The 26328-nt window shown below is 66.7% G+C and carries 32 protein-coding genes; 19 read left to right on the plus strand and 13 right to left on the minus strand.

The genetic code is table 11. The features are described 5' to 3' along the window. Positions 1-204: 204 nt before the first annotated feature. Positions 205-684 (minus strand): hypothetical protein, encoded by a 480-nt coding sequence (locus AB1411_02840; GenBank protein MEW6542528.1) that lies wholly within the window; start codon positions 682-684, stop codon positions 205-207. Positions 685-1033: 349 nt separating this feature from the next. On the opposite strand from AB1411_02840, the gene AB1411_02845 reads away from it, so the two are divergent. The 3 genes from AB1411_02845 to AB1411_02855 all read left to right on the plus strand — a co-directional run bounded on the left by AB1411_02845 (position 1034) and on the right by AB1411_02855 (position 3366). Further along, the gene (locus AB1411_02845; GenBank protein MEW6542529.1) at positions 1034-1933 is read left to right on the plus strand and encodes a phosphatase PAP2 family protein; all 900 of its coding nucleotides are present in this window, start codon (positions 1034-1036) and stop codon (positions 1931-1933) included. Positions 1934-2026: 93 nt separating this feature from the next. Further along, positions 2027-2953: an HD domain-containing protein gene (locus tag AB1411_02850; GenBank protein ID MEW6542530.1), complete on the plus strand. Its 927-nt coding sequence runs from the start codon at positions 2027-2029 to the stop codon at positions 2951-2953. Next, the gene (locus AB1411_02855; protein MEW6542531.1) at positions 2944-3366 is read left to right on the plus strand and encodes a secondary thiamine-phosphate synthase enzyme YjbQ; all 423 of its coding nucleotides are present in this window, start codon (positions 2944-2946) and stop codon (positions 3364-3366) included. The genes AB1411_02850 and AB1411_02855 overlap by 10 nt, the downstream gene beginning before the upstream one ends. Before the next feature lie 10 nt (positions 3367-3376). On the opposite strand, the gene AB1411_02860 is transcribed toward AB1411_02855, so the two are convergent. From AB1411_02860 to AB1411_02870, 3 genes are all read right to left on the minus strand, one after another. Then, positions 3377-4312: an alpha/beta fold hydrolase gene (locus AB1411_02860; GenBank protein MEW6542532.1), complete on the minus strand. Its 936-nt coding sequence runs from the start codon at positions 4310-4312 to the stop codon at positions 3377-3379. A 74-nt stretch (positions 4313-4386) separates the two neighbouring features. Beyond that, on the minus strand, positions 4387-4584 hold the full coding sequence (locus AB1411_02865) for a DUF3565 domain-containing protein (GenBank protein MEW6542533.1): 198 nt from the start codon (positions 4582-4584) through the stop codon (positions 4387-4389). Next, positions 4581-5027: a c-type cytochrome gene (locus AB1411_02870; GenBank protein MEW6542534.1), complete on the minus strand. Its 447-nt coding sequence runs from the start codon at positions 5025-5027 to the stop codon at positions 4581-4583. Before AB1411_02870 ends, AB1411_02865 begins: the two co-directional genes overlap by 4 nt. Positions 5028-5295: 268 nt before the next feature. On the opposite strand from AB1411_02870, the gene AB1411_02875 reads away from it, so the two are divergent. Together AB1411_02875 and AB1411_02880 are read left to right on the plus strand one after the other, a co-directional pair. After that, the gene (locus AB1411_02875) at positions 5296-5652 is read left to right on the plus strand and encodes a hypothetical protein (protein MEW6542535.1); all 357 of its coding nucleotides are present in this window, start codon (positions 5296-5298) and stop codon (positions 5650-5652) included. A 120-nt stretch (positions 5653-5772) separates the two neighbouring features. After that, positions 5773-6423 (plus strand): OmpA family protein, encoded by a 651-nt coding sequence (locus AB1411_02880; GenBank protein ID MEW6542536.1) that lies wholly within the window; start codon positions 5773-5775, stop codon positions 6421-6423. 571 nt (positions 6424-6994) lie between these two features. Here AB1411_02880 and AB1411_02885 read toward each other — a convergent pair. The 9 genes from AB1411_02885 to AB1411_02925 form a co-directional block, all read right to left on the minus strand. Further along, positions 6995-7303: a hypothetical protein gene (locus AB1411_02885; GenBank protein MEW6542537.1), complete on the minus strand. Its 309-nt coding sequence runs from the start codon at positions 7301-7303 to the stop codon at positions 6995-6997. Between the two features lie 34 nt (positions 7304-7337). Then, the gene (locus AB1411_02890) at positions 7338-7616 is read right to left on the minus strand and encodes a pyruvate ferredoxin oxidoreductase (protein ID MEW6542538.1); all 279 of its coding nucleotides are present in this window, start codon (positions 7614-7616) and stop codon (positions 7338-7340) included. A gap of 16 nt (positions 7617-7632) precedes the next feature. Next, positions 7633-8337, minus strand: a complete 705-nt coding sequence (locus tag AB1411_02895; protein MEW6542539.1) for a 2-oxoacid:acceptor oxidoreductase family protein — start codon at positions 8335-8337, stop codon at positions 7633-7635. A gap of 41 nt (positions 8338-8378) precedes the next feature. Beyond that, positions 8379-9284, minus strand: coding sequence for a thiamine pyrophosphate-dependent enzyme (locus AB1411_02900; GenBank protein ID MEW6542540.1), 906 nt, complete (start codon positions 9282-9284; stop codon positions 8379-8381). A gap of 62 nt (positions 9285-9346) precedes the next feature. After that, on the minus strand, positions 9347-10558 hold the full coding sequence (locus AB1411_02905) for a transketolase C-terminal domain-containing protein (GenBank protein ID MEW6542541.1): 1212 nt from the start codon (positions 10556-10558) through the stop codon (positions 9347-9349). Positions 10559-10630: 72 nt separating this feature from the next. Next, complete coding sequence (locus AB1411_02910; GenBank protein MEW6542542.1) at positions 10631-11266, minus strand: carbon monoxide dehydrogenase beta subunit family protein; 636 nt, start codon at positions 11264-11266, stop codon at positions 10631-10633. Positions 11267-11629: 363 nt separating this feature from the next. Next, entirely contained in the window at positions 11630-12889 is a 1260-nt protein-coding gene (locus tag AB1411_02915; protein MEW6542543.1) for a tetratricopeptide repeat protein, read from the minus strand. Positions 12890-12961: 72 nt separating this feature from the next. Continuing rightward, a complete protein-coding gene (locus AB1411_02920) occupies positions 12962-13243 on the minus strand; it encodes a YciI family protein (GenBank protein MEW6542544.1) in 282 nt (93 codons plus the stop codon). A gap of 46 nt (positions 13244-13289) precedes the next feature. Continuing rightward, the gene (locus AB1411_02925) at positions 13290-13703 is read right to left on the minus strand and encodes a DUF2203 domain-containing protein (GenBank protein ID MEW6542545.1); all 414 of its coding nucleotides are present in this window, start codon (positions 13701-13703) and stop codon (positions 13290-13292) included. Between the two features lie 474 nt (positions 13704-14177). On the opposite strand from AB1411_02925, the gene rho reads away from it, so the two are divergent. The 14 genes from rho to AB1411_02995 all read left to right on the plus strand — a co-directional run bounded on the left by rho (position 14178) and on the right by AB1411_02995 (position 26313). Then, positions 14178-15428 (plus strand): transcription termination factor Rho, encoded by a 1251-nt coding sequence (gene rho / locus AB1411_02930; GenBank protein ID MEW6542546.1) that lies wholly within the window; start codon positions 14178-14180, stop codon positions 15426-15428. A 64-nt stretch (positions 15429-15492) separates the two neighbouring features. Further along, positions 15493-15699: a 50S ribosomal protein L31 gene (gene rpmE / locus AB1411_02935; protein ID MEW6542547.1), complete on the plus strand. Its 207-nt coding sequence runs from the start codon at positions 15493-15495 to the stop codon at positions 15697-15699. A gap of 123 nt (positions 15700-15822) precedes the next feature. Beyond that, positions 15823-16929: a peptide chain release factor 1 gene (gene prfA, locus AB1411_02940; GenBank protein MEW6542548.1), complete on the plus strand. Its 1107-nt coding sequence runs from the start codon at positions 15823-15825 to the stop codon at positions 16927-16929. Next, positions 16929-17825, plus strand: a complete 897-nt coding sequence (gene prmC, locus AB1411_02945; protein ID MEW6542549.1) for a peptide chain release factor N(5)-glutamine methyltransferase — start codon at positions 16929-16931, stop codon at positions 17823-17825. Before prfA ends, prmC begins: the two co-directional genes overlap by 1 nt. A gap of 131 nt (positions 17826-17956) precedes the next feature. Then, complete coding sequence (gene murA / locus AB1411_02950; protein MEW6542550.1) at positions 17957-19237, plus strand: UDP-N-acetylglucosamine 1-carboxyvinyltransferase; 1281 nt, start codon at positions 17957-17959, stop codon at positions 19235-19237. After that, positions 19234-19872: an ATP phosphoribosyltransferase gene (gene hisG, locus AB1411_02955; protein ID MEW6542551.1), complete on the plus strand. Its 639-nt coding sequence runs from the start codon at positions 19234-19236 to the stop codon at positions 19870-19872. The genes murA and hisG overlap by 4 nt, the downstream gene beginning before the upstream one ends. A 39-nt stretch (positions 19873-19911) precedes the next feature. Next, on the plus strand, positions 19912-21195 hold the full coding sequence (hisD, locus tag AB1411_02960; protein MEW6542552.1) for a histidinol dehydrogenase: 1284 nt from the start codon (positions 19912-19914) through the stop codon (positions 21193-21195). Continuing rightward, positions 21192-21800, plus strand: a complete 609-nt coding sequence (gene hisB / locus AB1411_02965; protein ID MEW6542553.1) for an imidazoleglycerol-phosphate dehydratase HisB — start codon at positions 21192-21194, stop codon at positions 21798-21800. Before hisD ends, hisB begins: the two co-directional genes overlap by 4 nt. 96 nt (positions 21801-21896) lie before the next feature. Further along, entirely contained in the window at positions 21897-22511 is a 615-nt protein-coding gene (gene hisH / locus AB1411_02970) for an imidazole glycerol phosphate synthase subunit HisH (GenBank protein MEW6542554.1), read from the plus strand. A 130-nt stretch (positions 22512-22641) separates the two neighbouring features. Then, the gene (locus tag AB1411_02975) at positions 22642-23295 is read left to right on the plus strand and encodes a hypothetical protein (GenBank protein MEW6542555.1); all 654 of its coding nucleotides are present in this window, start codon (positions 22642-22644) and stop codon (positions 23293-23295) included. 121 nt (positions 23296-23416) lie between these two features. Continuing rightward, positions 23417-24136: a 1-(5-phosphoribosyl)-5-[(5-phosphoribosylamino)methylideneamino]imidazole-4-carboxamide isomerase gene (hisA, locus tag AB1411_02980; protein ID MEW6542556.1), complete on the plus strand. Its 720-nt coding sequence runs from the start codon at positions 23417-23419 to the stop codon at positions 24134-24136. Positions 24137-24234: 98 nt separating this feature from the next. Further along, a complete protein-coding gene (gene hisF, locus AB1411_02985) occupies positions 24235-25038 on the plus strand; it encodes an imidazole glycerol phosphate synthase subunit HisF (GenBank protein MEW6542557.1) in 804 nt (267 codons plus the stop codon). A 124-nt stretch (positions 25039-25162) separates the two neighbouring features. Then, positions 25163-25972 (plus strand): bifunctional phosphoribosyl-AMP cyclohydrolase/phosphoribosyl-ATP diphosphatase HisIE, encoded by an 810-nt coding sequence (gene hisIE, locus AB1411_02990; GenBank protein MEW6542558.1) that lies wholly within the window; start codon positions 25163-25165, stop codon positions 25970-25972. Continuing rightward, positions 25969-26313, plus strand: a complete 345-nt coding sequence (locus AB1411_02995; GenBank protein ID MEW6542559.1) for a histidine triad nucleotide-binding protein — start codon at positions 25969-25971, stop codon at positions 26311-26313. The genes hisIE and AB1411_02995 overlap by 4 nt, the downstream gene beginning before the upstream one ends. Positions 26314-26328 lie beyond the last annotated feature (15 nt).

The following is a 26328-nucleotide window of genomic DNA, read 5'->3' on the forward strand; positions in this document are numbered from 1 at the left end:
ACGGATCTTAAACGAATGACTTGGCGCTAAGGTTATAAGGAAAAACACCCGGAGAGGTCAAGGACGGCGACGGGGAATTTCTGACGGTCGGCTCCGGCCAGTCGGAAGAAGTTAATCTGCGAGCGGCTCGTTGCAGCTCGTTGCTGTCAACTTTTCCCCGTTTGGAAACGTTGATGGTCGTGCCCGCGATCCACGGGACCGTGCTTACCGGTACTTGTTGGCGGCCCGGTAGTCCGCCGCCAATTGTGTGAGATGTCTGGTGAGTTGCTCGAAGACGCCGGCCTTTGCCTTGTCCCGCGTACCGGACAGGTAGGACTCGATGTTCCAGGCCCGGACCGCGGTCAGGAGGGCGGTGTCGCGAAAGATCGCCTTGCGGGTGACCTCCAGGGCCACATGCCCGAAGAATCCGTGGAACGTGTCGGTCGCAATGTTTTGGAGATAGACCTTGTAGGCCACCCGATCGGGGCAGCCCGGCTCGACCTTCAAGTCCGGCGCCTGGGCGATGAGCCCGGACTGGATGGCGTTTCGCAACTCCTGGGTGGTGATCCCGAAAGACTCTCCCACGTCCAGGTAGTAGGCCTCGATGGAGACGCAGTCGAGCCTGCCCAGGAACGGATCGGCCTTGGCGGCCGCCGGGAGGACGCAGAGCAGGCACGCAATCACCAACGACCGAGCCTGAACCATACGACGTCTGCGCATCATCATGGCTGCCTCCGCTCCGTTGGACCGATAGAGAGAAGCTGGCCTGGCCCTTTCCCTGGTCCCCATTCTCTTACTTTTCCCTCTTTCCCTCAATAGGGTGGCGACTCGAGGCACCGAGGCGATGGCCGGAATCGAGAGAGTCCGCACGGTTGCGCCAGCGCCAGCGCTGTGTTATCGTGGCCGCCGTTCGGGACCGGGCCGTCCGGTCGCTTGACACGGCCATGGGACTGCGCTTGCTCCTCCGACGAGACATCGCCCATCGCGGCTTGCCGACTGTTCCTCCCTCTCCATCCCCTCGAGGGTGACCCCCCTTTCTGGCGAATTCACGAGCGTGCGTCGAAGCGACCATCATGTGATCGGGAGCCGGCCGCGCGTCATCCGCGTGGGGTGGTCCGCGCTCCTCTGTCTGTCTGCCTGCGTCGTCGGCATGGCGGGAGTGCCGGCCTGGGCCCAGGCCGGTGAGCCGGAAGGCCCCACGGTGATCCAGGAGGAATCTATCACTGAGGGGGTCAAGGCCGTTGTGGACGACGCCAAGGCCCTCCTGACCGCTCCGCTTCGGATGGACCGCGGGGACGCCCTCAAGGTCGGCGGCGCCTTGGCGGCCGTGGGCGGGATGTTTGCGGCGGACAAGCCGATCCGCAATCTGGTGTCGAGCAATCAATCCTCCACGGGCAAGAACGTGGCCGACGGGCTCAATACGCTGGGAAGCGCGGGAACTCTGGCGGGCTTCAACGCCGGCGTCATCGCGCTCGGCGTGGCGCAAGAGTCCTACGGAGGAAGCGGCAAGCTGAAGGAAACGGGCCTCGTCAGTTTGGAAGCGGAAGGCTTCGCGGTGGCGGCCACCGCCCTGCTCAAGGGATTGACGGGCCGGTCAAGACCGGACCAGAATCAGGGCACGACCCACTTCCGTCCTTTTTCGGGACTCAACGGTTCCTTCGCGTCCACCCATGTCGCGGCGAGCTTCGCGGTCGCGACGGTCTTCGCCGACCGGTATGGTGCGCCGGCGGGGATGGTGGGCTACACGCTCGCCACGGCCGTCGCGGCGGCCCGCGTCTACAGCGACCAGCACTTCGCCTCCGACGTGGTGGCCGCCGCCCTGATCGGCTGGGGGATGGGGTACTTCCTCAGCAAGCGCCACGGCGCGGACGAGGACCCCACGGCCTGGCAGATCCAGCCCGTGCCGATGGGCGACGGGTTGGGGGGCGGGGTGATGGTCGGCCGCCGGTTCTAAGACCGCGGCTCCTTTGCTTGACACCCGGTTTCGGCTGACGATATGCTCGCCCCATCGTTTTCCAGGCCACCTGACACGGCTGCTACCTACCAGATGACCATCGCCAACGGAGCCGGCCGATCTCGTGCGAGCCACGGAGCCGGACGGCGCGACGGAGCGCCGCTCCTGATTCCCAGGCCGCTCGCGGCCGCGCTGCTCCGGCTTTACGACGTGCCCGATCCGCGTCGGCCGGGCCGTCTCATCCGCGGTTACGACCGGCCCCATGCGCTCCGCACGGCCCGGATGTGCGCGGCCGTGGCCTTGAAGCTGGGCCATCCGCTGCGCCGAGTGGTGGCCTATCAGATCGCCTGCCTGCTGCACGATCTGGGCCGCGCAGGCCTCGACCGGCGGCGGTTCGGCGCAATCTGGTCCTGGGCCCGTCGGCACGGCATTCCGACCAGGCCGCGCGAGTGGCGCGCCGTCCACCCGGACACGTCTTACGGGAAGGAAACGGAGGCGTTCCTGTTCCGCTACGCCGCCGAATTGGAAAACGTCGGCATTCCGGTGGATAGCTGGACCCGCGAACAGGTCGAGATGCGCCTGGGGTACGCGCGCCGGCTGGCCCGTCGGTTGCGGGAGGTCAGGCCGAGCCTCGCGAGGCTGGGCGTGTCGTGGGCGCCCTGGATGAGCCGGGTCATGCTCTACTACTACTACCCGGAGAAGCTGGACGGCGCACCGCCCTGGGTGCGCCAGCTCGCGGAGGTGTTGGTCGCCTGCGAGCAGTTCGAGGCCTACTGCAACCGGCGCCGCGGACGCGATTACTACACGCGCACCGGGGAAAGCGTGGCGGACGCCTCCGGGTATCTGGAAAAGCTCCGGGTCGAGGGGATTCTCAGCGAGCGCGTCGTGACCGTCCTGCGCGACCTGGCTGCGGAGGGCGCCTTCGACCGCATTCTGGCTGAGGCGCAGGGCGCGCCCTTGCCCCGGCGGGAGATCCGGGCGCTGCGGGCGCTGGCGTCGGGGGAGACAGCATGCCGGTGAAGACGGTTCCGCTTCGGCTCGACCTGCGGGGCGGCACGCAGGTCGAGAACATCACGAAGCTGGTCCAGCAGGCGGTGGAGCGCGCCGGCCTTCGGGCGGGCATCGCCACCGTCTTCATCAAGCACACGACCGCCTCGGTCCTGATCATCGAGGACGAGCCGGGCATCCGGGCCGACACCAAGAGCCTGTGGGATCGCCTGATCCCGGCCGATCCGGCCTGGCAGCACAACATCCGCAATCCCGGGGAAGACAACGGCCATAGCCACCTGCGGGCGCAACTCCAGGGCTCCTCCGTCACCATCCCCTTCACGGACGGCTCGCTGCTGCTCGGCACGTGGCAGCAGGTGGTGGTGGTGGACTTCGACACGCGGGCCAGGACCAGGGAGCTGGTCGTCCAGGTCATCGGGGAATGACGCACGAGCTTCAGTCGCCAGGCCCATTGAACACGTACTCCACCAGCCGGTTTTCCGCCCAATAAGCGTCCTCGCCCGCCCGAGACCGTTGGAAGAAGCCGCAATGGCCCCCGTGCCTGGGCGCGACCAGCCTGATCCATCTGTTGGCCCTGAGGGCGGGCGCCTCGAAGATCGAGTAGGGGATGAAGGGATCGTCCTGCGCGGCGATGACGAGGGTCGGCACCCGGATGCCGCCCAGCACATGGCGGGCGCCGGCCCGCTCGTAATAGTCCTCCGCACTGGCGAAGCCCCCGTCCGGCGCCGTGTAGGTGCCGTCGAAGGCGCGCAGGGTCCCGATCCGGGCCAACGGCCTTAGGTCGAACGTGCCGGGAAAATGCGCCGCCTTGCGGCGAAGCCGCGCCTTGGTGCGCCTGAGGAAGTACCGCTGGTAGAACCAGTTCCCCGGCCGCTCCAAGGCCGCCACGCAGGCGGCCGGATCAATGTTCGGACAGACGGCCATGACCCCGCGCAGCGCCGGTACCCCGGTGCCGATCTCGCCGGCCATCTTCAAGACCAAGTTCCCGCCCATCGAGTAGCCGGCCAGCCAGATGGCTTCCAGCCCGTCCTTCGCGGACAGTTCCATGACCACGGCGGCGTAGTCCCCGCTCAGGCCGGAATGGTAGAGCGTCGGCGCCAGGTGTTCCGTCCCGCCGCAGTTCCGCTGGTTGAGGCGGACGACGTTGAGCCCGGCCCGCCAGGCCTTGCCAGCGATCCCGAGCATGTAATGGGAGTCGCTACACCCCTCGAAGCCGTGCACGAGGACCAGGGTGCGGCACCGGAGGCGGTCCGGCTGCCAGTGACAGTAGCCCAGCAACTGCGTCTCGGGGGCGACCGGAAAGAGCCGGGCTTCGGAGGGGATTCCGTTGAGCAGGCCGGTGCAGGGGCGCTGACGCGGCACGATGGTCATCAGATGGGGGTGAAAGAGCAGCGGGTGAGGCTCGAAAGCCGGGAACGGGACGGATCGGTCCGCGGGAGAGGCCTTCACGATGCACCGGCGCCGTCACAGAGCCGGCAGTCCAGAGCCGTCCCGATGCGGCCGGCCCGCCCCTCGTCCGTCAACACCCAGGGCCGTTCGACGAGCGGCGGGTTGTGCCGGACGTGCTGGCTGTGGGCGCAGTCCAGCTCCGCCACCCAATGGCCCTCGTCGTCCCGTCGAAAGCCGACGATCGTTCGCTTCACCGGGCACGGTCCCTTTCGGGGACGGCCCCTCCGGTCCTGAGGGCGGCCAGGTAGGCCAGGAGGTGGGCCATCTCCCCGTCCGTCAGGAACTTCTTCGGAAACATGGCCGTCCCCGGATGTCCGAACTTGATCGTCTGAAGCCGCTGCGCGTCGCTCTCCGATTTCAGACCGGCGGGGTTGCGCAGGTCTGAAGGCTGCGGGTCGAGGCGGCCCAACTCCTCGGCGAGCTTCGCGGAGAACTGCGAGCGGCGGGCGAGGTCTCCGTCATAGCCGTGGCAGGTATAACAGCCGCCGATACCGTTGAAGATCCGCTTGTCTTCCTCCGTCTCACCGGCCGGAGCGGGAGGAGGAGCGGCCTGGACGGCAAAAACCGTCGGAGGCCATGCCCAGATCGCCGCGACCGTGAGCGGGGCGAGCAACCTGAACATGAGCGGCCTTGACATCGGCACCTCCTTCCCTTCGGGAAATGAGCCATCCTGGATCGCGGAACAAACGCGCCGTCGAAACACCCGTTCGTCGAACTTAACGCTCCGGATCGCCGGGAATCAAGCGGCGGGAGCCCGGTCGACCGTGAGAACGGGTGGGCGAGCCATCACAATGGCCGAACGGTGCGCGAATCCGAAAATGTTTTGCGTTCGTATGCCCCTTGTGGTAGAGAACCCTTCAAGGCTTTCACTCACACGGGCAATTTCGTAGAAAGGTACAAACAGAATGGTTTGCGCGAAAGGCCGGCGCGCCGAAGCCCGTCGAGTTCTGCACGGACTCGTTCAGATCGGACTCGCTGTGCTGCTCCTGCTGTTTCAATGGCAGGTGCCGGGTCTGTCCGGGACGAGCCGGGCTGACTCCTCCGCCCAGGCCGTCCTGGAAGACGCGGATGAGACCGATGACCGGCTCGTGGCCCCGCTCGGGAAGTCCCTCGCCAAGATCGGGATGGCGTTCCGTGCCTCGACGGAGAAGCCGCTCCAGACATCATCCCTGACCCGCTCAGTCGAATCGTCCCATGAAGCTCGGAATCCACCGACCTCCGTCCTGGTCGTCCGTGCTCCTCCCCCGTCCGATTTTTCCTGATCCGCTTTCCACGAGCTTGGGTTGATCACTTGATGGCCCGCCTTCTGTCCGGGCAGCCGGTTCATGACGACGGCGTGCGGGCAAGAACGGCGTAACATTCCATAGAGGGAGGATGCTTCTATGTTCAGTTCGGCGATTCGAAGTCAGCCACTGTTGCTGGGACTCAGCCTGCTTCTCCTCCTGGTCGGGTGCTCCAAGAAGGTCACCTCGTCCGTCCAGGACCAGAGTTTGACGGCCGGCCCGCCCAAGGCCGAGGCGAAACAGGAAGTACCGTCTCCTCCCCAGGAAGCCCCGCTTCCTCCCAAGGAGGAAGAGCGTGTGGTGGAGCCTCCTCCGCCGCCGCCAGCCGTGGCGGAGCCGGCTCCCGCGGCTCCGGAAGTCGCCCGTGAAGCTCCGGCTGCTGCCGAGCCGGCGGCTCCGTCCGTTCCCCAATCCATGCTGGGCGGCCTGGCCGACGTCTTCTTCGACTATGACCGGTTTGCCATCAGGAACGACGCGAAGTCGGTCCTGGATGGCGACGGCGCGCTCTTGAAGGCGGAAAACGGATGGAAGCTCATGATCGCCGGCCACTGCGATGAGCGCGGGACGGTGGAGTACAACCTGGTCCTGGGCGAGAGGCGGGCGCAGGCGGTCAAGCGGTATCTGGAGGATCTCGGCGTGCCGGGCTCGAGCATCCAGGTCACCAGCTTCGGCAAGGAGAAGCCGTTCTGCACGGAACACAATACTGAGTGTTGGCAGAAGAACCGCCGGGTCCATTTCTCGATCCAGTAGGCCGAAAGACCGGGACAAATCAGGCGGACGGAGACCTGAACGGCAAGGGCCGCACCTCGTGAGAGGCGCGGCCCTTGCTGTTGATGGCTCCCCGGGCAGGACTCGAACCTGCGACCAACCGGTTACGAGTACCCCCGGCATTTCTGCCGGGCTCGGACTATCTCTTCACCCGCCTGGAAACCAGGGGAGGGTGTCGGGCGCTGGTGAGGCCTTATTGGATGGGCTCCTCAGCCTCTAGTCTCTGCACGTTCCTGCCTACGTTCGAGCCCTTCGGCAGGCTTCGCTCAGGATTACCCTTCCTGATCCAAAACGATCAGGGGCGGGCTTCCCTGAATTCACCCGATGTTGCAACCACAGTTTCCTGTGGAAGCTGCAGTCCGGCGTGAACGGGCGTTCACGCATCCCTACAGCCGGTCGCTCTACCAACTGAGCTACCGGGGAACACAACCTGATGTGATGTAGTGAGTGATGCCGTTCCGGTTCAGCGCAAACGTGGGGGATTCTAGCACAAACTGGATAGTCTGTGGACAGTTTTTTCGAACGAGCGCGAGGTCAGAGGCAGCAACGGGAGCTAGGTCCCGAAGTCGGCCTCGTCCTCCTCGTCGGCCGCGTCGGAGGTGCCCTTCGACAGGGCGGCATAGTGGCGGGCCCAGGACAGGTAGATGTTCCCGCTGTCGCGCATGGCGTCGGCGCCGCTCACGAGCTTGCCCGCCAACTCCGGGTCCTTGCCGCCGGCCTGGATGACGGCCGCCCTGCGCTCAAGGGCTTCCGGGAACTCCTTCAGCAGCGTCGTGAGCTCGTTGAGCAACTCGCTGAGTATGTTGTCCTCGTTCATCATCGCGACATCCTCGAACAAAAAACCCCACGGCGCGAACGCCATGGGGTTCTTCGGTGTGGGAAGCGCTCGGAAGCCGTCAGCCCTGGTACGCTTGTCCCAGTGCGGCGGACTCCCCCTTCTTCGACGCGAGCGTGCCGTCGGCGCTGACGGCCACCATCACGATGGCCTCGTGCTTGGCCGCGTTGCACACGGTGACGCAGAGCTCGCAGCCCTTGCACCGGTTGATGTTGACCTCGGCGACCATCTTCGTGACGTTCAGATCGAGGCAGTTGGCTTCCGGGCAATACATGATGCAGAGCCGGCAGCCTTTCTTGGCCGTGCACTTTTCCTCAATGACTTGCGCGACGTTGTACATGCGTCCGTGATCCTTCCTAGGCCGCCGCCGGCAGGCCCACGCGGAGCTCGATGTGGTTCTTCTCCGCCCATTCCGATCCGATCTCGTAGGCCCGCTTGACCGTCGCCAGGTTCTTCTGCAGCAGCATTTCCTTCTTGGCGAACTTCTTCTTGATCGCCTCGTCCAGCGAAGCGGTCCCCCCGGAAGCCACGAACTTCTTGCCGAACCGCTCCTGCAAGGCGCCGTCGAGCGCTTCCAGGGACACGCACTTCGTGATTCCGGCCACGGACCCGATCATGGTCATGTTCGTCGAGAGCTCCGTGCCGGCGATCTCCAGCGCGATCTGGGTGCCCTTGATGTAGAACACGGCGACCTTCAGGTTGTTCAGCCGCTCGATGTCCTCCTCGGAGAGGAGCGGGACGTCCGAGTTGATGATGACGACGCCGCCTTCCTTGATGCCCGAGTAGAACGGCATCGTGTAGCTCTTCCCCAGCGTGATCACCTGCGGGTGGAACACCTCGATCACGTCGGGGAAGACCAGCTCGCCCCGGTCGTAGATCCGCTCGACGCCGATCCGGCAGTAGCTCTCGGCCGGAGCCATGCGCTTCTCCGCGCCGAAGAACGGGTTGGAGATCGAGAACTTGCCGTCCCGGTTCGCGGCCATGGCCATGACGTGCGCGGCCGTGACCGCCCCCTGGCCGCCCAGGCCCGACATCCGGATGTTCAGTCGCTTCTTGATCATGTGCCGCTCCTTCTGCTCGTGCGTATCCGGCTTCGGGGCGCTCAGGCTTCCTGGGACGCCAGCTGCTTGGCGGCCGCCTTTTTCTCTTTCTCCTTGGCGGCCAGCTCGGCCAGGAACTGCTTGGCCGGCTCGCTGACGAATTCCTTGTAGGCGAACCGCTCGGTGGGCTTCTCCGAGTCCCGCATCTCCTGCAGCCCTTCCATGCTGTTCTTCCCGATTTCCAGGATGCAGGGGGTGTAGAGCTGGATGTAGGTCGGGCCGAGCTCCCGGGCGACGAAGACCGCGTTCCGGATGACCCGCTCGACCACCGAAGGCTTGCTGACCGTGCACTGCACGACGTAGTGGCAGCCGGACTCGCGCGCGATCTCCGGCAGCCGCACCTTCTCGAATTGCTTGCCGATCGGCGCCATCTTGGCCACGAACCCTTTCCGCATCAGGCCGCTCTCCTGGCCGCCGGTGTTTGCGTAGAGCTCGTTGTCGAAGCAGATCGTCGTGAACTTTTCCTGGCGGAACCAGGCCTGCAGCGTCATGTCCAGGCCGATGTCCACGGTTGCGCCGTCGCCGGCCAGCACGACCACGTCCTTGACCTTTCCGGGGAAGCGCACCGTCAGCGCGCGCTTGAGGCCTGAGGCGATCGCGTTCTGGTTGCCGAAGAGGGAGTGGATGTTGTGCACGGCCACCATCGGGAAGACCAGGCTGGTGCAGCCGGTGGATCCCACCATGACCGTATCCTCCGGGTTCGGCAGCGAGGCCAGGATGTACCGGAAGGCCATGGACTCCGGACAGCCGGCGCAGAGCGAATGCTCTTCGATCAGCTCCTTGGCCGTGCCGATGTCCTTCCAGCCCCGGTCTTCCTTCCCGTAGGTCGCCCGCTGGACCAGGTCCTGGTACTCGGGCGGCATGATGTCGAAGAACTCCGGCGCGATCTTTATCCGCTCTTTGCTCATGAACGCCTCCTCTTCAGCAAGAAGCTCTCGGTCATTCGCCGGCCGCTTTCAGCCTGCTGCGATCAGCTCCCGCGGCCGGCCAGCGACACCGCCCGCATGCCGAGGGTCGTCTTGATCTCCGACACGATGATCTCGGGCGGCATCGTCATGCCGCCGCACACGTGCGGGCCGGCGTGCACGCGATCGCTGTTGGGAACCGTGGCCCGGATTTCCTTGGCGAGCCAGCCGGTCACGTTGAACTCCGGCACGAAGATGTGTTCGGCGTGCTTCGTGGCCTCGCGGATCTCCTCGCCGGGCCAGGGCCGCAGCGTCTTGACCTTGACTAGGCCGGCCCGAACCCCCTCGTCCTCCAGCATTCGGATGGCTTCGCGGCCCTGCGAAACGGCCGTGCCGGAAGCCACGATCATGATGTCCGCGTCGGTGTTCTCCGCGTCGATCAGCCCGTCCAGCCAGGCGATCGTGTGCTTGCGCGAGCGCTCGACCGCCGCCCAGATCTCCTGCTGCCAGCTCGCGTGGGTCGCGTAGCTGATGTAGTTGCTCTTCATGATGAACGGGTCCCGCATCATCCGGACCGGCGGGCATTCCATGTCCATGCAGGGCACCGGGGAGCGGTAGGGATCGTAGGGCGGCAGGCACATGTCCGCGGGCGTGAGCTGGACCACGTCCTTCGTGTGGGTCACGAAGAACCCGTCGCAGCAGAGCGCCAGCGGCAGGTGCACGTCCGGCTCCTCCGACACCATGTAGCCCTTCAAGATCCAATCGAAGAAGTCCTGGGCCGTCTCCGCGTGCCAGACCAGCATGCCGGTGTTCATCAGATAGGAGATTTCCAGCGTGTCGGGCTGGATCGAGAGCGGGGAGTTGATGCCGCGGCAGGTCACGATCATCTGGATCGGGAGCCTGGCGCCGGCCCACATCGGGAAGTTCTCCATGGCCCGCATGGTGCCGGGTCCGGCCGTGGTCGTGAACACCCGCGCGCCGCCGAAGGCCGCGCCGGCGCACTGGGACATCACGGCGAACTCGCTCTCGCCGCGGAAGTAGTCGCCGATGTAGCCCTCCGCGAACAGCTCGCCGATCAGGGCCGCCGCCTCGCTCTGCGGGGTGATCGGGTAGGCGATCATGACGTCGCAGCTCGCCCGCCGGATCGCCTCCTTGATGACCTCGCTCCCGGTGTAGAACGACGGGGTGCGCGGCGCCTCGAACAGCATGCGCCGAGGGTCGGTGTAGGTCTGTCCCTTTTTATTCTGCGTCCCGATGAGGGATTTGGTCTCCGCCATGGCCCCGGCCTCCTTGACTTGTTTCACGAGCCGCGCGGCACGCGGCTGCTGTGCTGTATGGTCCCGTCCCGCTCAGTGCGAGGCCTTCGCTTGTCCGGCCCCCGGGTTGAACTTCACGCTGCCTTTGAGCTTCTTCACGGTCTCGGCCAGCCGCATGATCTTTTCGTAGGTCGCGTCGCGGAACGACAGCATCGCGTCCTCGTGGCCCGCCTGCGCGCACATCGCGATCGTGTAACAGGCGGTCCCGCCGCGGATGATCTTGAGCGACAGGTTGGCCTGGTGGCAGTGCACGCCCACGAACATGCAGCAGTCGATCTTGTTGTGCCAGATCGTCAGGTTCGGATGGTTCGGATTGATTTCGACCTCGGGGTTGATCTTGGGGTACTTGGGGCGGTAGTCCGGCATGGGGATCAGCATCGGCTTCTGCTGCGGCGTGACGCATTCCTTGATGGTCTCGTACAGGTGCCGGATGGCGGTCGCCTTCTTCGCCGCCTTCTCGTTCCAGGCCCACAGGACCAGCGGGCCCGGGAAGATCGTCGGCACCTTGGCCAGGAGGAACTGGCGGGCCGCTTCCTCCATCGCCTGCTCTTCCGGCACGATCACGCCGTGGATGTGGCCTTCTCCCGGATTCGGCAACCTAATGCCCATCGAGGCCGCCGCCGGCGGCAGGAAGTGCTCCGGGCCGGGCATGACGCGATACTGACTCATCCCTATCTGCTCCTCGGCCGTTTCTCTAACCCGGGTCTGGACGGCCGCTTCGAGGTGGATGTCGCCGCAATGGATTCAACCATGCGTACTCTATGCTTTTTCTCCCCCGCTCTGCAAGGCCGCAGAAGGCCCACACGTCCGCGCTTATGGGCTATAACCGCCGGACCCAATAGGCCTTTGGGACTAACCCGACAACGGGGCAATTATCGAATTCTCACGCCGACTTAAACGCAAGTATAGCGTCCATTCTTTCGGGTTGTCAACGAGGATGAGACGGCCCAGGCCGGTCGGACCGGCGGGACACCGGCCCGAGGGCACGAGGAGGGCCAAGGGGTTGGGCAGGGGGCCGGGAAAGGGGCCGAGTTAGGGCAGTTCCGCGCAGGCCTCCTCCGCCCCCAACGAGCAGGCCTGCTCGAAATCGTCTTTTGCCAGCCGGCCCTGCAGTTGGCGGCGGTAGAGCTTGGCCCGGAGGAGCAGCGCCTCCGCGTTGGCCGGCTCGACCCGGATCACGGCGCTCAGGTCGGTCAAGGCCCGGTCCAGGTTGCCCAACTCCGCATGGATCCGGCTCCGGAGCAGCCGCGCGTCTTTCTCGTGCACGATCCAGCTCTGCGGCGAGTCGTCCCGCAGCACCTGGTTGAGCGTGGCGAGAGCCTGCCGCCACTGCTTGGCGGCGACCTGCTTCTTGGCCATGGAGGCGGAGAGGACAATCAACCGTTCGCGGGCCACGTCGAAGAACGGGTCCAGCTCCAGGATGCTCTCATAGTCCCGCGCGGCCTCCTGCATCTTCTTCTGCCAGGTGTACGCGTCGCCGCGCCCCAAGAGCGCCCAGGTGCTGGTCGGATCCAGGGCCAGGGCCCGGTTGAAGTCCGCGATCGCGCGATCCACGTACTCGCCGAGCTGGGCTCGGGGGGCCCGCTTGGAGAAGGTGAGCGAGGCGATGCGCAGGTAGGTCTGGCCCCGGACGACGTAGGCGTCCACGTACTGTTCGTCGGCGGCGATGGCGCGGGTGGCCAGGTCGATCTTCTCGGGCAGGCTGGTCGTGCGGATCGCGGCCCGCTCCAGCTCCATCGCGGCCTGCCGGCTCTTCTGCTCCTTGGCCGGATCGGGTTTGGCTTCGGCCGCCGCCTTGAGCTGCTTGCGGAGGCTGTTGAGCTCGGTCTTGAGCTTGCTGTTCTCGGTCTGGAGCTGGCGGTGGTGGGAGGCCAACTGCTCGTCGGACGTGACCCGCTTCACGGCTTCAGCCAGCGCGTCCAGGTGGACCGTGGCCCGGATCCTGACGTAGAAGACGAGCCGGTCCTTCTCCAACGTCCGCCGCTTTTCCAGGATGTCGGTCTGGGTGATCGCGGCGGCGATCGTGCGGACGCCCAGGGAGTTGAGACGCGAGGTCGTCCCGTTGGCGCGGGTCTCGACGTCCTGGGAGACGGCCTCGACGTAGACCCCGGCTTCTTCGACCGCCTTGCGCTTGGCCCGCAGAAGGGCCGCCTCCTCGGCGCCGACCAGGGTGTCCGAGTCCCCCATGACGTAGGTCGCCTCGGCCTCGATCACCTTGACGTTCTGGGCATAGAGGGGGGGCGCGAGCAGGGCGGCGCTGAGAAGCCAGACGGGGAGCGGAGGGGCCCTCATGCCTCTCATGATAGCGCCGGAGGCGGACCGGGGCAACGATCGGCCCGCTCTCGGCGCGGGCCAGGCGGGGGCCTACTCCTGGGGCTTGGGGAGGACCTGCATGAAGGGGTGGACCTCGTAGCGCGCGAAGACGCCGTGGACCACGTAGGGGTCCCCCTTGGCGAAGGCCTCCGCGTCTTCCAGCGAGTCCGCCTCAATGACGATGAGGCTGCCGGCCTTGTCGGTCAGCGGCCCGGCCAGCACGACCCGTCCCTGGGCGTCGAGCGCCTCCATGCGGGCGAGGTGTGCGGGCCGGTGGGTCTTGCGCAGCTCGGCCCCCCGGGGCCCGTCGAAACCGAGGATCACGAATTTCATGAGAAGCCGTGTCCGGTCCGGAACGGACCGATCGGAAGCCGCGGGCCTATTCCTCGAACTGCGGCAGACGTTGGCGGCCGGTGTACCCGTTGTTGACCTCGTGCCACCACCGGATCTCCGTCTCGCCCAGTTTCCAGCAGAGGTAGACGATTCGGCCGTCCAGCATGTGCGGGAAATCGCAGAGCCCGATGTCCAGGTCCTTGACGAGCACGCCCGTCTCCTGGATCGTCTGCAGATTGTCGCTGATCTGCTCCAGGGCTCCGATGTAGTGGATGCCGGCGAAGCTCCCGCCGCCGAGGTGGGCCTTCGCGGCCGCTTTGCCGATCTCGGCCTTCGTGCGGAGCAGCACTTCCCGCGCCTGTTTCACGCAGGACAGGTGCTCCTGCAGCTGGGGAATCAGCCGGTTGGCCTCGGCGAGGGTGAAGAGGCGCTCGACGTTCTGCTCTTCCGGCTGGCCCATGGGGCGATTCTTTAACACAAACGGGACCGTCGCGCAACGGGCGGGAGACCGGCCTGTCCCCTGGGGCGAGCGGCTGTGCCGCGGCCTGCGCCGGGCGAAATAAACTTAGGGTATTGACAAGCGTGCGGATCACCGATTAGTATGGGGCACGATCCAGCTTCCCGAAAAAACAACCGGATACGCTTCCACCTCTATATCGCTTCCCGGGGCTGATCTCGAACCAAGACAGTTTGTGTGAGCAGGCGGTCGGCGGATTGTGGCGCGTGCCGCCACCTGTGGGGGAGCCACCGACTTCACATGGAGACCCAGGTCATCGACATCGTCGTCCCTCGCGGGCCGCTCTCTCCGCATATCGGCCAACATCTTCGTCCATAGTCAATCCATGCCGGTGATCTTGTCGCGTCGTGTCATGACCCGGGGCCCTGTGCGGCCCTTGTAGTCAGGGACGTTACGTTCATGTTAAGGGAGAAGACCATGTATCTTGCCGAGTTGAAGCAGAAGAGCATTGCGGATCTGAACGAGGTGGCGCGCGAGCTGAAGATCGAGGGGGCGGCCAACCTGCGCAAGCAGGAGCTGATCTTCGCGATCCTCCAGGCTCAGACGGAGAAGAACGGCGTCATCTTCGGCGAAGGGGTGCTGGAGACCCTGCCCGACGGGTTCGGGTTCCTGCGTGCCCCGGACTCGAACTACCTGCCGGGTCCGGACGACATCTACATTTCGCCCTCGCAGATCCGGCGGTTCAACCTGCGGACCGGCGACATCGTGTCGGGCCAGATCCGTCCTCCGAAGGAGAGCGAGCGATACTTCGCGCTGCTCAAGGTCGAGAAGGTCAACCTTGAGGACCCCGAAGTCGCCCGCGACAAGATCCTCTTCGACAACCTCACGCCGTTGTACCCGGAGGAGCGGATCAACCTGGAGTTCGACCAGGAGGAATATTGCACGCGGGTCATGGACCTGATCACCCCGATCGGCAAGGGACAGCGGGGACTCATCGTGGCGGCCCCTCGCACCGGCAAGACCATGATGCTGCAGGCCATCGCGCGGGCCATCCTCAAGAACCATTCCGAGATCGTGCTGATCGTGCTCCTCATCGACGAGCGGCCGGAGGAGGTGACCGACTGGCAGCGGCAGGTCAAGGCGGCCGAGGTCATCAGCTCCACGTTCGACGAGCCGGCCCAGCGCCACGCGCAGGTGGCCGAGATGGTCCTGGAGAAGGCCAAGCGGCTCGTCGAGCACAAACGCGACGTCGTGATCCTGCTGGACAGCATCACGCGGCTGGCCCGGGCGTACAACACGATCGCCCCCCCGAGTGGCAAGGTCCTCTCCGGCGGGTTGGACTCCAACGCGCTCCAGCGGCCGAAGCGGTTCTTCGGCGCGGCCCGCAACATCGAGAACGGCGGGAGCCTGACGATCATGGCCACGGCGCTCGTGGACACCGGCAGCCGCATGGACGACGTGATCTTCGAGGAGTTCAAGGGGACCGGCAACATGGAGGTGCACCTGGATCGCCGGCTGGCCGACAAGCGGATCTTCCCCGCCATCGACATCAGCCTGTCCGGAACCCGCAAGGAGGAGCTGCTGGTGGACCGGGACCGGCTGAACAAGATGTGGATCCTGCGGAAGGTCCTGAGCCCCCTCGGCACCGTGGAGGCGATGGAGTTCCTGATGGACAAGATCGGGGGAACCAAGACCAACCAGGAGTTCCTCCAGTCCATGAACCGGTAGGCTTCGCGCAGTTGTGGGCGAAATTAAAAACTGACAACTGAAAACCTTAACGCTTGGAGTCGTCATGAAGAGCGGCATTCATCCGGAGTACGTCGAGGCCACCGTCAGTTGCGCCTGCGGGGCCCGGTTCAAGACCCGTTCGACCGTGGGAGACCTCAAGGTGGACATCTGCTCGCACTGTCACCCGTTCTTCACGGGGACGCAGAAGATCGTGGACACCGAAGGGCGTGTGGAACGGTTCAAAAAGAAGTACACGGCCAAGAAGAAGTAGCCCGCGACCGGACTGGATCGGTTAGCTTCAAAAGATCCTGCCTCGAGGAGGGGCAGGGTTTTTTGTTTGTGGGGCCGGCGAGGCGCGCGCGGGCTGCCGCGACGCGCAGGGGAAGAGGGACTCATGGCGGGGACGGACATCGCTGAATCAGGCATGGCGGCGCTGCTCCCCAAGTGGGAGGGCGTCGTCCGGCGCTACGAGGAGTTGACCCGTCAGCTCACGGACCCGTCCGTCCTCAGCCAGCCGCCCCTCATCCACAGGCTCAACAAGGAGCGGACCGAGATCGAGGAGCTGGCCCAGCTTTTCGAGGTCTACCAGGGACTGCTCAAGCAACTGGCCGAGGCGTCCCAGTTGCTCCAGGACTCCGGGACGGACCAGGAACTGCAGCGGCTGGCGGCGGACGAGGTGCGCAGCCTGAAGGAGCGCCGGCGGGAAGTCGAGGAGCGGGCCAAGGAGCTGCTCGTCCCGAAGGACCCGCGCGACGACAAGAACACGTTCGTGGAGATCCGGGCCGGGACGGGCGGGGACGAGGCCGCCCTCTTCGCCGGGGACCTCTTCCGGATGTACGTGAAGTACGCCGAGCGGAAGCGTCTGCGGGTCGAGGTGATGGAAGCGAGCGAGACCGGCATCGGCGGCTACAAAGAAATCGTCCTGCTGGTCGAGGGCAAGGGCGCCTACAGCCACTTCAAGCACGAGAGCGGCGTGCACCGGGTGCAGCGCATCCCGGCCACCGAGGCCAGCGGGCGCATCCACACCTCCACCGTGACCGTGGCGGTCATGCCTGAGGTGGACGAGGTGGACGTGCAGATCGACCCCAAGGACCTCAAGATCGACACCTTCTGCTCGTCCGGGCCGGGGGGCCAGGGGGTGAACACGACCTATTCGGCGGTGCGGATCACCCACGTTCCCACGGGGGTGGTCGTGAGCTGCCAGGACGAGCGGTCCCAGCTGAAGAACCGGAACAAGGCCATGCGTACGCTGCGGGCGCGGATCGTGGAAGCGGAACGGGCGAAGCAGGAGGCGGAGATCGCCCAGAGCCGGAAGGCGCAGGTGGGTACCGGCGAACGGAGCGAGAAGGTCCGCACCTACAACTTCCCGCAGAACCGCGTGACCGACCACCGGGTCGGGCTCACGCTGCACAAGCTGGATCAGGTGTTGGCCGGCGATCTGGACGAGATCGTGGAGGCGCTGCGCGCGGACCAGGCCAAGGCCCTGGCGATGGAGGCGTGATGGAGGCCCTGGCTTCGTCCACCCGGGACACCACCCTTGCGGATCTGCTCCGGCGGGGACGAGCCCTGCTGGCCGAAGCCGGGATCGAGCAGGCGGACCGGGAGGCGGGCTGGCTCGTGGAGGGGGCGCTGGGGCTCTCCCGGCTCACGCTCCACCTCGAGGGGCCCCGTCTTGTCTCCCCGGAGGAGCAGCGGCTGGCCTCCGAGCGTTTTGCGCGGCGCGCCGCGCGGGAACCGCTCCAGTACGTCCTCGGCACGCAGGAGTTTTGCGGTCGCGAGTTCGAGGTGGGGCCGGCGGTCCTGATCCCGCGGCCGGAGACGGAGGGGCTGGTCGAGGAAGCGCGCCGGCGGTGCGCGGAAGTCCCGCAGCCGCTCGTCGCGGACGTCGGCACGGGGTCTGGCTGCATCGCGGTGGCCCTCGCGCACGCGCTTACCCAGGCCGTCCTGTACGCGACCGACGTCTCCGAAGCGGCCCTCGAGACGGCCAGGCGGAACGTCCGGCGGCACGGGGTCGGCGAGCGGGTACGGCTGCTGGCCGGCGATCTGTGCGAGCCGCTGCGCCGGCTGGGCCTGGGCGGGAGGCTGCACGCGATCGTCTCGAACCCGCCCTATGTCCCGACCGCCGAGCTGGCTTCGTTGCAGCCGGAGGTGCGGGACCATGAGCCGAGGCTGGCGCTGGACGGAGGGCCGGACGGGTTGGCCTTCCACCGGACGCTCCTCCGGGAGGCGCCGGAGCTGTTGGTTCCGGGGGGATGGCTGCTGCTGGAAGTGGGCCAGGGGCAGGCCGATTTGATCCGCGAGACGGCCAGGGAGCTGGACGGCTACGGGGAACCTCACATCGCGAAGGACGCGGCCGGCATCGAACGGATTGTCTCCCTCAGAAAACGTGATGGGTGACGCGTGATGCGTGATGAGTTACAGAGAGAATGGATTCCGGGCGAGCGTATTCGTTGTCTGTCACTCGTCACGCGTCACCGGGGACCCGTTGCTCCGGGAATGCAACGGGTGCCCCGCGTCACGGTCTTGTGATGGATCGAATCATCATCACAGGGGGCAAGCGGCTGGATGGGAGCGTCCGGGTCAGCGGGGCCAAGAACGCCGCCCTGCCGATCCTCGCCTCCACGATCCTGGGCGGCGGGGACTGTCTGCTCACGAACGTGCCGCGCGTCGTGGACGTGACGACCATGGGCAAGCTGCTCGGCATCTTGGGCGCCTCGGTCAAGGCCGAAGGGAGCCGGATGGCCGTCAATGCGGAGCGGCTGCACTCGACCGAAGCCCCCTATGAGCTGGTCAAGACCATGAGGGCCTCGGTGCTGGTGCTGGGGCCGCTGCTCGCACGCTGGGGAGAGGCGACGGTTTCCCTGCCGGGCGGGTGCGCGATCGGGACCAGGCCGGTGAACCTGCACCTGGCCGGCTTCGCCAAGATGGGCGCCGAGATCGCGATCGAGCACGGGTACATCCACGCGAAGGCCAAGCGTCTGCGCGGGGCGCGCATCTACCTGGACATCCCGACCGTCACCGGCACCGAGAACCTGTTGATGGCCGCCTGCCTGGCCGAGGGGACCACGGTGATCGAAAACGCGGCGAGGGAGCCGGAGATCGGCGACCTGGCCTCGTTCCTCGTCAAGCGGGGCGCCAGGATTGTCGGGGCCGGGACCGACCTCATCACGGTGGAGGGGGTGCCCCGCCTGTCCGCGGCCGACCACGAGGTCGTCCCGGACCGGATCGAGACCGGGACCTTCCTCACGGCCGGCGCGATCGCCGGCGGGGACATCTGCGTCGAGGGCTGCCGGCCGCGGCACCTGGAGGCGGTGCTCGTGAAGCTGCGCGAGGTCGGGGCCGAAGCGATCGAGGGCAAGGAGAGCGTGCGGCTGAAGGCCCCCCGACGGCCGAGGGGGGTGGACGTCAAGACCTTCGCCTACCCGGGCTTCGCGACGGACATGCAGGCGCAGTTCATGGCGCTCATGTGCGTGGCCGAGGGGACGAGCGTCATCACGGAGACGGTGTTCGAGAGCCGGTTCATGCACGTGCCCGAGTTCCGGCGCATGGGGGCCGACATCAAGGTGGAGGGGAGCCACGCGGTGGTCAACGGGGTCCAGAAGCTGGCCGGCGCGCCGGTCATGGCCTCGGACCTCCGGGCCAGCGCGGGCCTCATCGTGGCGGGGCTGGCGGCGGAGGGGGAGACCGTGGTGTCGCGGGTCTATCACCTGGATCGGGGCTACGAGCGGATCGAGGAGAAGCTCGGCGGGCTGGGGGCCGACATCCGCCGGGTGAAGGGAGGGGTCGTGGAGGCTCGCGCCGAGTCATGATCACGGTCGCGCTGTCGAAGGGCAAGCTGCTCGCGCCCACGCTGGAGCTGTTCCGGCGGGCCGGCATCGCCACGGACGGGCTGTCGGCCGAGAGCCGCCGCCTGGTCTTCCCCTGCCCCGAGGCGGACCTGACCCTGCTGATCGTCCGGCCGAGCGACATCCCGACCTACGTAGAGTACGGGGCGGCCGACGCGGGGGTGGTGGGGAAGGACGTGCTGCTGGAGCAGGAGCGGGACGTGTACGAGCCGCTGGACCTGAAGATCGGTTATTGCCGCCTGTCGGTCGCGGCGCCGCGCGGGCAGGAGCAGCGGGACCGCCTGTCGTCCAAGATCCGGGTGGCGACCAAGTATCCGCACGTCACCGAGGGGTACTTCAACCGCAAGGGCGTGCCGGTCGAGATCATCAAACTGTACGGGTCCATCGAGCTCTCGCCGATCGTGGGGCTGGCGGAGCGGATCGTGGACCTGGTCTCCAGCGGCAAGACCCTGAAGGCCCACAACCTGGTGGAGACGGACGTGATCGCCGAGTCCACGGCGCGCTTGATCGTGAACCGCGCCAGCCTCAAAATGAAGCACGGGGGCCTCACGGATCTGATCGCCAGGCTGAAGCGGGCCAGACCGAAGCGCGTCCGGTGAGCGGCAGGGCATCCGCGGTGAACCGCAGAGGGTAGAGCCATGAAGGTCATCTCGAGCAGGGACCGGGCGTTCAAGACGATGGTCAAGAAGGCCGCCGCGCGCTCCACGCCCCAGGGCGGCGCGGTGGAGAACTCCGTCAAGACGATCCTCAAGGCCGTGGAGCGGGGCGGGGATCGGGCCGTCCTCCGCTACGCGAAGAAGTTCGAGCGGGTGTCCCTCAAGCCGGCCGAGATCCGGATCAGCCCCGAGCAGGTCAAGGAGGCCTACTACCAGATCCGCAAGGAGGAGGGGGACGCGCTGCGCTACGCGGCCCAGCGGATCATGGCGTTTCACGAGCGGCAGAAGACCAAGACCTGGATGTACCAGGACAACGGCGCGACGCTGGGGCAGATGGTGATGCCGCTCGATTCGGTGGGGATCTACGTGCCGGGCGGCAAGGCCGCCTATCCCTCCAGCGTGCTCATGTGCGCGATCCCCGCCAAGGTGGCCGGGGTCAAGCGGGTGGTCATGTGCACGCCGGTGACGAAGAGCGGCATCAGCCCCTACCTGCTCGTGGCGGCGGACGTCGCGGGCGTGGACGAGATCTACCGGATCGGCGGCGTGCAGGCCATCGGGGCCATGGCTTACGGGACCAAGACGATCGCGCGGGTGGACAAGATCGTCGGCCCCGGCAACGTCTACGTGGCCGCGGCCAAGCGCCTCGTGTACGGGACCGTGGACATCGACATGATCGCGGGGCCCAGCGAATTGCTGGTGCTGGCCGACGAGACCGCCAACCCGGCCCAGGTCGCGGCCGACCTCCTCTGCGAGGCGGAGCACGACGAGGAGGCCAAGGTCTACCTGGTGACGACCTCGGACCGGCTGGCCAGGGAGGTCGTCCGCCACGCGGCGGAGCAGGTCAAGCGGCTCACGCGCGGCAAGATCGTCGCCAAGTCGCTCGCCCGGCACGCGGCGGCCTTCGTGGTCGGCGGCATGGAGGAGGCCATCGAGCTGGCCAACGAGCTCGCCCCGGAACATTTGGAGCTGGCCGTGGACCGGCCCTTCGACTATCTGGAGAAGGTCCGGCACGCCGGGGCCCTGTTCCTGGGCCGGTACACGCCGCCGGCGGTCGCGGACTACGTGGCCGGCCCCAACCACGTCCTGCCGACGGGCGGGACGGCGCGGTTCTTCTCGGCCCTCTCGCTGGACGATTACGTGAAGAAGAGCAACATCATTTCGTACAACCGGGAGGAGCTGGCCAGGGTCAAGGATCACATCGCGCGCATCGCCCACATGGAGGGGCTCGACGCGCACGCCAAATCGGTGGAGAGCCGGCACGCATGAAAAAGAGCGCAGGAGCCAACCGGCGGGTCGCGATCGAGCGCAACACGACCGAAACGCGGATCAAGGTGGAGCTGGCCCTGGACGGGAGCGGCCGCGGGCGGATCCGGACGACGATCCCGTTCCTGGACCACATGCTCGCCCTGCTCGCGAAGCACGGGTTCTTCGACCTGACCGTGAAGGCCAAGGGCGACACGGAGATCGACGACCACCACACGGTGGAAGACGTCGGGATCGTGCTCGGGGACGCGATCCGGCAGGCGCTTGGGTCGAAGGAGGGGATCCGCCGGTTCGGCTGGGCGGCGGTGCCGCTGGACGAGACCCTGGCCCAGGTGACCGTGGACCTGAGCGGCCGGCCCTACCTGGTCTACAACGTGCAACTGCCCCATCGCCGCATCAAGTCGTTCGACCTGTACCTGTTCGAGGACTTCTTCCAGGCCCTGGTCACGCACGCGGCGATGAACCTGCACGTCAACGTCCTCTACGGCCGCAATCCCCACCACATCCTGGAGGCCGTGTTCAAGGCGCTGGCCAAGGCCCTGGACCAGGCGACGTCCGTGGACGAGCGGGTCAAGGGGGTCCTGTCCACGAAAGGCAAATTGACGTGATAAGTGATGGGTGATGAGTGATGAGCAAGGAACTGGCCCGTAAATGACGTTCCGTCTTCACCGATCACCCGTCACCCTTCACCCATCACGGGTTCTATGATCGCCGTCATTGACTACGAGATGGGCAACCTCCGGAGCGTCCAGAAGGCCTTCGAGACGGCCGGGTGCAAGGCGGTCGTGACCCGCGAGCGGCGGACCATCGAGGAGGCGAGCCACGTGGTGCTGCCGGGGGTCGGGGCCTTCGCCGACTGTATGGCCAACCTGGAACGGTACGACCTGGTCGAGCCGATCCGCCGGTCCATTGCGGCCGGCAAGCCCTTCCTGGGGATTTGCCTGGGCCTGCAACTGCTGTTCAGCGAGAGCGAGGAGTTCGGCCTCCACAAGGGGCTGGACCTGATTCCCGGGCGGGTCCGGCGGTTCCCTTCCGACGGGACCGGTCTCAAGGTGCCCCACATGGGCTGGAACGCCCTGACGATCACGAAGCCGGCTCCCGCGCTGCGGGGCGTCGAGACCGGCGCCTACGTCTATTTCGTCCACTCCTACGTCGTCGAGCCGCGGGAGGCGTCGGTCGCCAGCAGCCTCACGGAGTACGGGCAGCCCTTCGTCTCCAGCATCTGGCGGGACAACGTGTTCGCCTGCCAGTTTCACCCGGAAAAGAGCCAGTCGGTGGGCCTGCGCATCATCAAGAATTTCGCCGAGTGGCGACCGTGACCGGTCACCCGTGAAACGTGAAAGGTGAGACGTGAGACGAGAAGCGAAAGATCGAGCCGGCGTTTCACCAGCCACTGTTTACTGTTCGCTGTTCACCCTGTTTTTTCTGGGGGGGTGCGGGCCTACGAAGGTGCAGACCGACACCTCTCCGGAGATCGAGAACTACCAGGTCAAGACCGTCGCGGTCGTGCCGTTCCAGGCGCTCCCCACGCCGCAAATCATTGATCTGCGCGACAGTCAAATGCAGGGGCCTCAAGGGGCGGTCCGCTCCGACATCTCGCTGGCCATCCCCCAGACCATCGAGCGCTACGACCAGCCGACCGCGACGGTTCCGCCCCAGGCGGCGGAGAAGCTGACGCGGATCTTTTACGGAAAACTGAAGGTGTGGCAGGGGCTCAAGGTCCTGTCCCCGGAAGAAACGGCGCAGGCCGTCAAGAAGCTGGGCGACACGAGCGGCCTGACTCCCGAGCAGGTGGCCAAACGGGTGGCGAAGCAGCTCTCGGCCGACGCGGCCCTGATCGGCCGCGTGCTGATCTATCAGGAGCGGGTCGGCGGGAAGCTGGGCGCCCAGCCGGCGACGGTGGGCTTCGAGGTGAAGCTGGTCAGCGTGGACGGGCGGGTCCTCTGGGTCGGCAACTATTTCGAGAAGCAGCGGCCGATGATCGAGGATCTCCCCGGCTTCGTCCAGCGCGGCGGGGTCTTCGTGACCGCCGACGAGCTGGCCCAGTACGGGGCCGAGCACGTGGTCAAGGATTTCCCCTTCGGCGTCCAGCCGGAGAAATAACCGTGAAAGGTAAAACGTGAGACGTGAAACGTAAAAAGATAAGACGAATGACCGAAAGATGTTTCCCCGCCGCGCATGTCTTTCGTCTCACGTCTCACGTTTTCCGAGGAGCGAGCGGACGATGCTCGTGATTCCCGCGATTGACCTGAAGGACGGCCGGTGCGTGCGCCTGCGGCAGGGCGACATGAAGGCGGAGACCGTCTATTCGGACGATCCGGCGGCGACGGCGCTCCAGTGGGAACGGCAGGGGGCCAAGCTGCTCCACGTCGTGGACCTCAACGGGGCGGTCGAGGGGAAGCCCAAGAACGTCTCGTTCATCGAGGCCATCGCCAAGACGGTCTCAGTCCCGGTCCAGGTGGGGGGAGGCATCCGTTCCCTGGATACGGTCCGGCTGTACCTCTCGGGCGGCGTCCGCCGGGTGGTGCTGGGCACGGCGGCGCTGCAGGACCGGACCCTCCTGGAGAGGGCCTGCGCGGAGTTCCCCGGCCGGATCCTGGTCGGGCTCGACGCCAGGAACGGGAACGTGGCGGTGCAGGGCTGGACCAGCCAGTCGGGCACGAAGGCCGCGGAACTGCTCCAGGCCCTGGCGGGGCTGCCGCTCTCCGGCGTGATCTACACGGACATCGGCCGGGACGGCATGTTGGAGGGGCCGAACCTGGCGGCGCTCCGCGAGATCGTCTCGGTCTCGCGCCTGCCGGTCATCGCCTCGGGGGGCATCTCGCGGGTCGAAGACATCAAGGCCGTCAGGGCGCTGGGCTCCCGCATCGAGGGGGCCATCGTGGGCAAGGCCCTCTACGACGGGAAGCTGGACCTGCGCGAAGCGATCGCCGCCGCCGCGTAGGCTCGGGGCGAGAGGGTGGACATACAGGGAGCGCAAGGCGGCAGTTCCCGAGCCCCTCACCGCGCGCCCCGCGCCTTGAGTTCGCGAAGCGAACGAACATGTTGACCAAGCGCATCATCCCCTGTCTGGACGTCAAGGACGGCCGGGTCGTGAAGGGCGTCTCGTTCGTCAACCTGCGCGACGCGGGCGATCCGGTGGAGGTGGCCCGGGCCTACGACAAGGAGGGGGCGGACGAGCTCTGCTTCCTGGACATCACCGCCTCCTACGAGAACCGCAAGACGATCCTGGACGTGGTGGCCAAGACGGCGGACCAGGTCTTCATGCCGCTCACGGTCGGCGGCGGGGTCCGGACGCTCGCGGACATCCGGGCCCTGCTCAAGGCCGGGTCCGACAAGGTCAGCATCAACACGGCGGCGGTGGAGCAGCCGGACTTCGTAAAGGCGGCGGCGGAGCGGTTCGGCACCCAGTGCATCGTGGTGGCGATCGACGCGAAGCGTCGTGGGGTGGACGCGAAACGGCGTGTCGGGCCGCAGGGGAACGGCTGGGAGGTCTACACGCACGGGGGACGGAGGCCCACGGGTCTCGACGCAGTCGAGTGGGCCAGGCGGATGGAGGCCGCCGGCGCGGGCGAGATCCTGCTGACGAGCATGGACCAGGACGGAAGGCAGAACGGCTACGACCTGGAGCTGACCGCGGCGGTGGCGGAGGCGGTTTCGATCCCGGTGATCGCCTCCGGGGGCGCCGGGACCCTGGAGCATCTCTACGAGGGATTCGTCAGGGGGAAGGCCGACGCGGTGCTGGCCGCCTCCATCTTCCACTACCGGACCTATTCGATCACGCAGGCCAAGACCTATCTGCGGGACCGGGGGGTCCCAATGAGAATGGTGAATGCGGAATGTTGAACGAGGGGGCGACGACGCGGGGACGTGGAGACGCGGTGACGCGGGGAGATCGCCGCGTCCCCCCTTCGCCGTGCCGCCAGGTCCGACACACTCCCTCGGTTCAGCGGTCTTGTTGGAGATGGACGTGACGCAGGTCAAATTCGACGAGAAGGGCCTGGTGCCGGCCGTGGTGCAGGACTGGCGGGACGGCACGGTCCTGATGCTGGGCTACATGAACCGCGAGGCCCTGGCCAGGACGATGGAGACCGGGTCGGTCCACTTCTGGAGCCGCTCGCGGAACCGGCTGTGGGAGAAGGGCGAGACCTCCGGCCACAAGCTGGTGCTCAAGGAAGTCTTCCTCGACTGCGACGGAGACACGCTCCTGGTGAAGGCCGAGCCGGTCGGGCCGACCTGCCACACGGGCGAGCGGGCCTGCTTCTTCACGAAGATGACGGCCGGGGCGCCGGAGCCGCGCACGGCGGCGGAGGCGGCGGGCGGCATCCTGGAGCGGCTCTACCAGACGGTCCTGGACCGGAAACGGTCGCCGACCGCCGGGTCCTACGTCTCCTCGCTCCTGCAGGGCGGCGCCGACAAGGTGCTCAAGAAGGTGGTCGAGGAGGCGGGGGAGGTCGCGCTGGCGGCCAAGGGCGGAAAGCGGGAGGAGATCGTCTACGAGGCGGCCGATCTCCTGTTCCACACCCTGGTCGCGCTCGGCTATCACGACGTCACCCCCCAAGAAGTCTATCAGGAGCTGGCAAGCCGGTTCGGGAAGAGCGGGCTGCGCGCCAAGACCATTGCGGCTGGGACGGGACCGTCGGGCCGGGAGCGTCGGGCCGGACGGGAGCGGCGGGGCAGCCGGGACCGCCGATCGGCTCAGGGCCAGCGGAGCGGGGCGGAGCGGCGGAAGGGACCGGACCGGCGGCAGAGCCGGGAGCGGAGGGGGAGACGCGCATGAGCGACTGCATCTTCTGCAAGATCGCCGAGAAGAAGATTCCCGCCAAGGTCGTCCACGAGGACGACCGCTGCCTCGCCTTCGACGACATCAATCCCCAGGCGCCCATCCACACGCTGGTCATCCCCAAGCGCCACGCTTCCTCCATTGCCGAGCTGACCGAGGCCGACGCAGGCCTGCTGGGGCACCTTATGCTGACGGCGGGGGCGGTGGCGAAGCAGAAGGGGATCGCGGAGTCCGGCTATCGGGTGGTCCTGAACACGGGCAGGAACGGCGGCCAGACGGTCTTCCACCTCCATGTCCACCTGCTCGGCGGCCGTCCGATGCACTGGCCGCCCGGATAAAGAGAGCAGCCAGCG

It is taken from the genome of Nitrospirota bacterium (assembly GCA_040757595.1).
Lineage (GTDB): Bacteria > Nitrospirota > Nitrospiria > Nitrospirales > Nitrospiraceae > JBFLWP01.